The organism is Bacillus sp. IT-79MI2 (genome assembly GCF_949768135.1).
In the GTDB taxonomy this organism is placed as follows: Bacteria; Bacillota; Bacilli; order Bacillales; family Bacillaceae_G; genus Bacillus_A; species Bacillus_A pseudomycoides.
On sequence record NZ_CATKPV010000072.1, the window covers coordinates 20,580 to 28,391 of the forward strand.

The following is a 7,812-nucleotide window of genomic DNA, read 5'->3' on the forward strand; positions in this document are numbered from 1 at the left end:
AGCATAAGCTGCATAATATGACCCACTTTCACACATCGTACTTCACTCTTTATAAGAGATAAGGTTATTAAAAATCCGTTACTCTACTCAATTTTTATTATACACTTATCTTGCCCATATCTTAGTAATAACTCCCTCGTTGTTCGTTTCAATGTAGTAATCACGATCATTACTATAAACATAACCCTTGAAGTTTTGAGAAATTACACCAGTATGATCAGTATAATACTGTTTTCCGTCAAACCTATAAATTGTATTTCTTACCTTTTCTCCGTATACGCGTAAACTGTCACCTTTGGAGAAGAGATATAGTTGTCCATTGATTTCGTGAACACCTGTTACCTTTTCAGCTTTATCGTTTAGATAGAATGGTATACCATCAATGTCAACAAACCCTATCTGAGTAGCTTGTCCCCAGTCATTAAAATAATATGTTTTTCCTTCAATAGTTTCTGTACCATTCACAGTAGAAGATTTTCCATCTCTAAAATAATATTTTTCTCCACCAGATTCCTTCCAACCGGAATAGTTAATTCCATCTTCTAAACTAAAATATTTCACTGTATTACCTAATCTGCTGATCCCTAGTGGCTCAAGTACACCATCTTTCCCAAATGGTAATGTTTTATTGTCCAAAGTAACATTAACTGTTCTGTTTAGAGGTTTTCCATCCAACCCAGTAACAAACATAAGCACACCTTCGTCGGAAAAACGAAGAGTGACACCTTGATCTTCTAAACGTAGTACATTTGTAGTAGCCTCGGAATCTTTAAAATAATAAATTTTATTATCAATTTCTTTCACGCCTTCTTTAATTAACGCTCCTGAAGCATCGGAATAGTATAGACCTTTCCATGCTGATTTCTGCAGAACACCGTCATCGTTGAAGTTATACCACTTCCCATCAATGAATGAGTCAGATCCCAATCCTGAGACCCTGTGATTAGTAAAATAATACGTATTCCCCTCAATTTCTTGCCAGCCCTTTAAAAGAATTCCTGAAGAATCCGCATAATAATGACTATCCCCTCTTTTTATCCAACTATTTGTTATCAATTTTCCAGAATTGTATGCAGTCCATATAGAGCCATCTTTTGCATCAACTTTGAACTCTAACCCGTCATATGTCTTTCCTTCATGTTTCTTTGTCTCATTTTTCTTACGAGGATGCCAATCAATCAACCAATTATTCCACTCATGTGCTGCAAGGCGAGCTGTGAGTTTACTAGCTTCATTAATATCACCAGTAGTCCACGCTGGTGCACTTTTACCACTTCTAGGAACGTATAAATATTGCCCTTTATTATTTTTTAAAGAAAACTGACCGTCTTTTCGAACAACAAGATCCCATATTTCATCAGAACTGATATCTCCATCATGAGTATAAATCCATTGACTGCGATCTCCTGATTTAGAAGTAAGATATCTTACTTTCCCATTAAAGACAGATGATATAATAACCTTATTAGACTCCTTTTTAATCGGTGTAATTGTAAAATCAGTCCCTGAATTTGAATCCTCTGCATCTGCTTCATGGACATAATCCCCTGCTTGCAGGTTTATTCCATCATTTATAATTTTTATAGAAATAGAAGAATATTCCCCGTCTTTATGGTTTGTGTAAACATCAAGTGTACGTTTCTTCAAATCCTCACGAGCTTCAGGATCATTCGTAGCATAATTCGAAAGAACGTCTTTGCCAACTGGCTCTGAAGTAATGGTTGCTAACATTCGTTTTTCTTCTGGTAGTTTACTAAAAAGATCCTCATTCACATAACGAACATCACGCACACCGGAATCAAGATAATAATTTGGGAATGCTTGACGTTCAAATCTATCTGCTAAAACATTTTTACCACCGCTATTATCACTTTTTAGATAATAGGTTTTGAAATTCGTAAGTGAAACACCTGTATTTCCTTCATCTAATTGCTTTTGTGTAATATACAAAATATCATGTTTAGATAGTTCTGGTTCATCAGGAGTTAAGTCTACTATTGTACCAGCGTCCTTAATACGAATTTGTTGACCATGTTTGATTGTTTTATATTCGACTTTCCCATTTGGATAAGAAAGTTTAACTGTCTTGCTAAAATTTTTATCTTTATAAAAATCAAACGCACTAATACCAAATTCCCCTTTGTTAAAAGTAGGAGCTTTATAAGCAACGTTTTCCAGACGAGCTGCATAACTGTTCTTTGCGTCTATTTCTTCTAACCATTTCCCAAATGGCTCTTTAAGAAACGCGTCATAGATATCTCCAAATGTTGTAACAATCGTTCCGAACGTATCAACATCTGCTTTTACTTTATATTCTGTTACGGGGCTAGCGCTAAATAAAATCCCCATTGCAATCCCTACAGGAAGGATTTTTCGCATACTTTTTTTTGCTTTTCCATTCATAATTGTGCTCCTCACTTTGTGCTACCCTATTTTTTTCTATTTGTTAAACTGAATTTAACGTTCCGAGGTTTATCTTAGTATAAATACCTTTCAACATTCTTTCATAAATGTTACAAAAGTCTTACATGAATATCGTATAAAATTCCGAATTTTTTACAGTGTTCTATATTTTTTCAGCTTGGCCCCATGCTCATTAACCGAAGATTTTTAAGTATCACCAAAACAAAATTTTTATTTGTAAAATGAATGAAGTAGTAAACAAGAAAGGCTGGCAAAAATGCCAACCTTTCTTGTTTTTTGGGTCTCAATTTTTATTTTAGTCAATCAATAATAACTAAAAGGAATAGTTTGTCTCGTTCTTGTTATACAAAGGCCTTTTCTTTTCTTAAGATATGTCATAGTTACACTAATAAACAATAATAAAGGTGTAGTAATGCAAATTCCAAGTAAACCGAAACTATCTTCAACAAACCAAGGTAAGAACAGCATCTTTGAGGAAGATATAAATAGGCTGAGTACTAGAGAAAATAATTGTAAGAGTAATAATCTCATACTTATGTTTTTGAGATTCATGGTGTTAAGCTGTCGCAAAAGTGTATTTTTACACTGTATGATTGGTGGTTTTCTTATGTATCAATCCTTTTATTTCTATCGGTATGTCCAAGTTTAAAAAATTACTTACAAGAGTCCTGAAGTATTTGTATGAAAAGCACTGAAAGGGTTTTGTAACATTTACGAAAGACTTTTGAGAGTTATTTAAATTAAGATAAACTTACCGATGTTAATTTAAATATGTTGGAAACAGTATAAAGTAGAAAGTAAGGAGCACATCCATGAAGGAAAAGATAAAGAGATATATAAAAAAAATCCCCCCTGTAGGAATAGCGATGGGGATTGTATTCAGCTTGAACCCATTTACAAAACATAAAGCGAAAGCAGACGTTGATACGTTCGCAACGATTGTTACAACATTTGGTGATACCTATGATAGGTTTTTAAAAGAGCCTTTTGTTATCTTTTTATCCGAACAAAGTGCTAAAAATGATTATACAGCTAACAATGAAAACCGTGCTTACAAAGCTCCTACTTTTAACAAAGGAGAATTTGGTATTAGTGTGTATGATTATTATAAAAACCAAAACTTTTCTAAGAGAATTAAAATTTTCTATAAAGATGGGAAAGTTGAATATAAAACGATAAAACATGGTCAACAACTTCTGATTAAGCAAGCTGGTATAATAGTAGACTTAAATCCAGATGCTTCAAATGTATATGAACGTGATGTGTATTATATTACGCAAAAACAATTAGATGAAGGGAATACTGGTATTGCGCTTACGAATTGGCAAACATATTACTTAAAAAGTGACAATAGTGGTCAAATGAATGGTCCTTTAGCTCTAAAGTACATTAGACAGGAATTTCCAAATATAAACCCAGGTAATGCTTCTTTTGACCTAACGAAACTTTTTCATGCACTACCGGAAGAGAAGCGAAAACTGGCAACGATAACTTCGAATCCAGTAAAAAAATCTGAAATTTTTAGTTATACCTCTGATGAGCTTGCTGAGATAAAGAAACATAAGCTCGCCGTCGTTACACAACATAAAAATGAAGAATGTTCTTCTATTTCTGTGAAAATTAGAAATGGGGATAACGTCTTGCGAACATGGGAGGGGAGTACGGATATTTCTACTTCAGCTAATTGGATCTCAGAAGATAGAAGTATATTTACAATTATTCCAATTGAAAAAGGATCTAACAAGGTGTACATAGAAGCAAATGCAACCTATCTTACATCTGCAAATGGTGAGGTGGGCGTTACAGGATTTCGCGCTTATGGACAAGTATGGACACTTGTTAATTATGGATTTGAAAGCTTCTCTTTAAAAAATAACCACGGACAATATTTATCGGTTCATGATACATCCGTATGTCTGACTGACAAGCCTGATAAAAACACTATATTTTCCATTACTATTCAAAAAGATAAATGGAATGAGTGGTTAGCTAAATGGTATTCTAGCAAATAAAATGCAAGTTTATATAACCTCTAGAAGCTTTACAAACATTTTTAACGAGTAACGAACCAACAAGCCAATTTTCTGTACATTAAGGAAATCGGCTACACAGATCCCTAAGTTGTTTTTAATCAAGCTTTATTTCAAACCAAAAATAATTCGCCCTTACGTTGAGTATATGTATTCAACGTAAGGGCCCTTTTAAATTCATATTTTAATTTTCTTGGTTGGGTGTTTTTGCCCATCCCCCGAAAAGGGGGAATAAGACAAAATATACCAAATTATATTTTGTCTTATTCTTCATCAAGTGAATGTTCTTGCGTTAATCTGGTTAAAATATCATCTTCGTTGATGTTCTCAATGATTGTCTCTAAATTTACCACTGTGGGGGATTTGCTAAATTCATAACGGCCATAAAAATTGATATGTTGCCAGGCAACCGGTGAAATATACTTTAGTATGTTCATCTCGATACCTTTATTCTGAGATTTCGTTAATAAATTTGATAATATACTCGCATTGTAGTAAATAATACAATTGGTTAACAACCTACTACATTCATTCCAGATTTGCTGATCTTGTTCAGTCTTGAAACGAAGTTTCCCAAAGTTTGCAAAAGATACAGCTCGACGTAATTTATGATAACTTTCCCCACGGTTTAAAGCCTTTTGAACATTTTGACGTAATGATAGCGAATCAATATATTCTAAAAAATATAGACTTTTGATGATATTATCATACTCCCACAACGCACGTTTTGTTTGATTTTTTCGTGCATAGGAACTTAACTTTCGAACAATCACATTTTGAGTAGTTGTTTTTAAAGCGAGAGACAGCATAATTCGTTTAATATTGTCCCATTCCTTCATAATTAGCTCTGTATTAATTTTCCGCAAAGGTTTGATAAGGAATTCTTCATACTGGCTTGGATGCTGAAAACCATATAAATTTCGGGATATTATCGCATGAATATCTTTATATCTTGGGGCAAACTGATAACCAAATAAATCTAAAATTGCAAAATTAACCTCATTCGTTCCATGTGTATCTGTAGAATGAATATTAGGCTTTATATCAGTTGCATTATTGTATAAGATATCAAATACATAATGGCTTTCATGTTCATTCGCACCAATAATTCTTGCTTGAATCGGAATGTGATTGGCCACCATTGTATAAGAGGTAATCCCTTTATTCATTCCGAAATATTTAGAGGAATGACGGGACTGTAGCGTATGAATCTGTGTTTCGAACTTTTGACCGTCACTACTCGAATGCACAAAATCATCAATATTATAATATTGAATAATAGGAAGTTTATTTATTGCGTTACTAATGCAGTCATTTGCTTCTTTTAACGTTTCTGATCGAATAAAATTAGATGAAATAGTTGCTAATTTTGAATAATCTATATCAGAGACTTCCCCCATTCTATACAATCCCATATTTGTTCCCCAAGCTATTAAACATGGAATAAGAATCGTATCATTTGCTTTTTGATTTGCATAGCGTCCCAGGATATGTTCAAAGTTATCTAGGAAATTACATTGTTGATTTACAAAGTACAGAATACTTCTCATATCACCTTGTGGTAATACATCGAAAAACGAATGATTAATAGGGGCTGAAGCTCGAGTATATGGAAGTGTCCAGGAATGATGATTTTTATGCTTTTTTACTTGAACATGTTTGTTTTTTCCTGAAGTAATCCTTTTATTAATTGAGATGATACGCGCTTCTAATTTGTTTTCCAGTTCTTTTAACTGTTGTTCGATGGGCTGTTGTAGCAGAGTTAAATGGAGATCTTGAATGATACTCTCTTTTTGTTCCCACTTATCTTCATCGATTAAATCATCTTCAAAACTTCTATACTGTATACTATCTCTACAAAAAATATCTCCTGATTGCAAGCGATGCCATAAGGAATAATAAATTAAAAATTCATATCGATCTATGAGTAAACGTTTTGAATGAGGCTCATCTTTCGTGTAAAGATAACGTTTGTTGCTATTTGTTATAAAGGCTTGAGGGATATCTTCGATATCATATTTGGTTAAGGTTTTTTGTTTCGTAAAAACTTCTTTTAAAAAAGTTATTGCATCCATAAGAGAGTCATCCATATCTGTTGTCACAAAATCAACCATCATAAAAATAGGACGAATTTGTCGTTTAAACTGTAATGATAATGTATCAATACGTTCCCAACGGAACGCCTTTTCATCTATTTTTGTATTATCCAGGATTTGATTGGCTAGCTCAGTTAATTTAGGACGTTCTAGGATAGAAAATACACGTTTTTGAATATCTTTAAATGCTGTATTCTCTGAAATATTTTCATCTATTATAATTTGTAAAACTTCTCCTACTTTTTTAAAATCCCCCTGATTTTCTGTGTAATAGATATATACCTGGTCTTTAGCAAAGGATATGGTATCATCGTTGTATTTTCTCATTTTATAAATAAAACTATTAATTAAATTATCATTCATTCTTTGGTAACGATAGAAAATAAAGGACAGTAAATAAGTATAGATAAGGTATTCATTAAATCGTTTTAATTTATACACGGAATAATATTCTACTAAAGAAGCATAATATTTAATGCTTTCATTAGAAATTTTTAGTTGAGGTAAAATCATATTGGCCAGTTGAAAAAGGGGACGTATATTATTCCCAAATTCAATTTCACGCTTAATTTCATTTATACTAAAATCTTTTGGTTCATGTTTTATTCTAGTGATCTCATATAATCCAGAAGAATTATATAGTAATTGTTTTAATTGTTGTTTGTCAGTTTCAGATAGATGGTTCTGTATAATCTTTATAAGTCGTTGTTCTTCAGATGTAATAGCTGTTCCTACAATATCTTGCATAAAGCTATATGCGGGAATAATAATGTGTTCTTTTATTAAATAATTGAGTAACTCACGAAAAATGAAAATAGGCTTTCCACTTACTGTTGCATCCCTACGGGCTTTTTCTTGTAAAACACTTCTATAATATGAGTCACAGATACGGTAATTAAATATTTTAAGAATTAATTTTTTATGAGTAGATCGTGTTTTTTTATCAATTGATCCAAAATCTCCAAATGACTCATTTTTAAAATGGGCTCTTAAAATATATTGAATATCTTCTTGAACTTCAGATAATTTAAACTGAAAAAATAAATGTTTGGATTTGAAATATCCCAGTTGAAGAATAAAATACACTTTAGACTTTATGGAACGTAAAGTATGTACTAATTCCTTTTCTACTTGTGAAAGTGAAAAGTATTGCACACGTTCTTTGGGTGTAAATACAGGTCTACTATAAAGGCGGTTAATTTCATCAGTTGATAGAATTTTTAGCCTGTTTTTAGTGTTCATATTTATCTTGGGCTCCATCC

3 protein-coding genes are annotated in these 7,812 nt (G+C 32.5%); 1 reads left to right on the plus strand and 2 read right to left on the minus strand.

The window, feature by feature from the left end; all coding sequences use genetic code 11:
• Window positions 1-105 precede the first annotated feature (105 nt).
• Window positions 106-2,403, minus strand: coding sequence for a cell wall-binding protein (locus ACM6HU_RS18335; RefSeq protein ID WP_414848388.1), 2,298 nt, complete (start codon window positions 2,401-2,403; stop codon window positions 106-108).
• 833 nt (window positions 2,404-3,236) lie between these two features.
• Between ACM6HU_RS18335 and ACM6HU_RS18340 the strand changes: the two genes are divergently transcribed.
• On the plus strand, window positions 3,237-4,436 hold the full coding sequence (locus ACM6HU_RS18340) for a hypothetical protein (RefSeq protein ID WP_414848389.1): 1,200 nt from the start codon (window positions 3,237-3,239) through the stop codon (window positions 4,434-4,436).
• Window positions 4,437-4,717: 281 nt separating this feature from the next.
• Here ACM6HU_RS18340 and ACM6HU_RS18345 read toward each other — a convergent pair whose 3' ends face one another.
• A complete protein-coding gene (locus ACM6HU_RS18345; protein ID WP_414848390.1) occupies window positions 4,718-7,792 on the minus strand; it encodes a Tn3 family transposase in 3,075 nt (1,024 codons plus the stop codon).
• Between the last annotated feature and the right edge of the window lie 20 nt (window positions 7,793-7,812).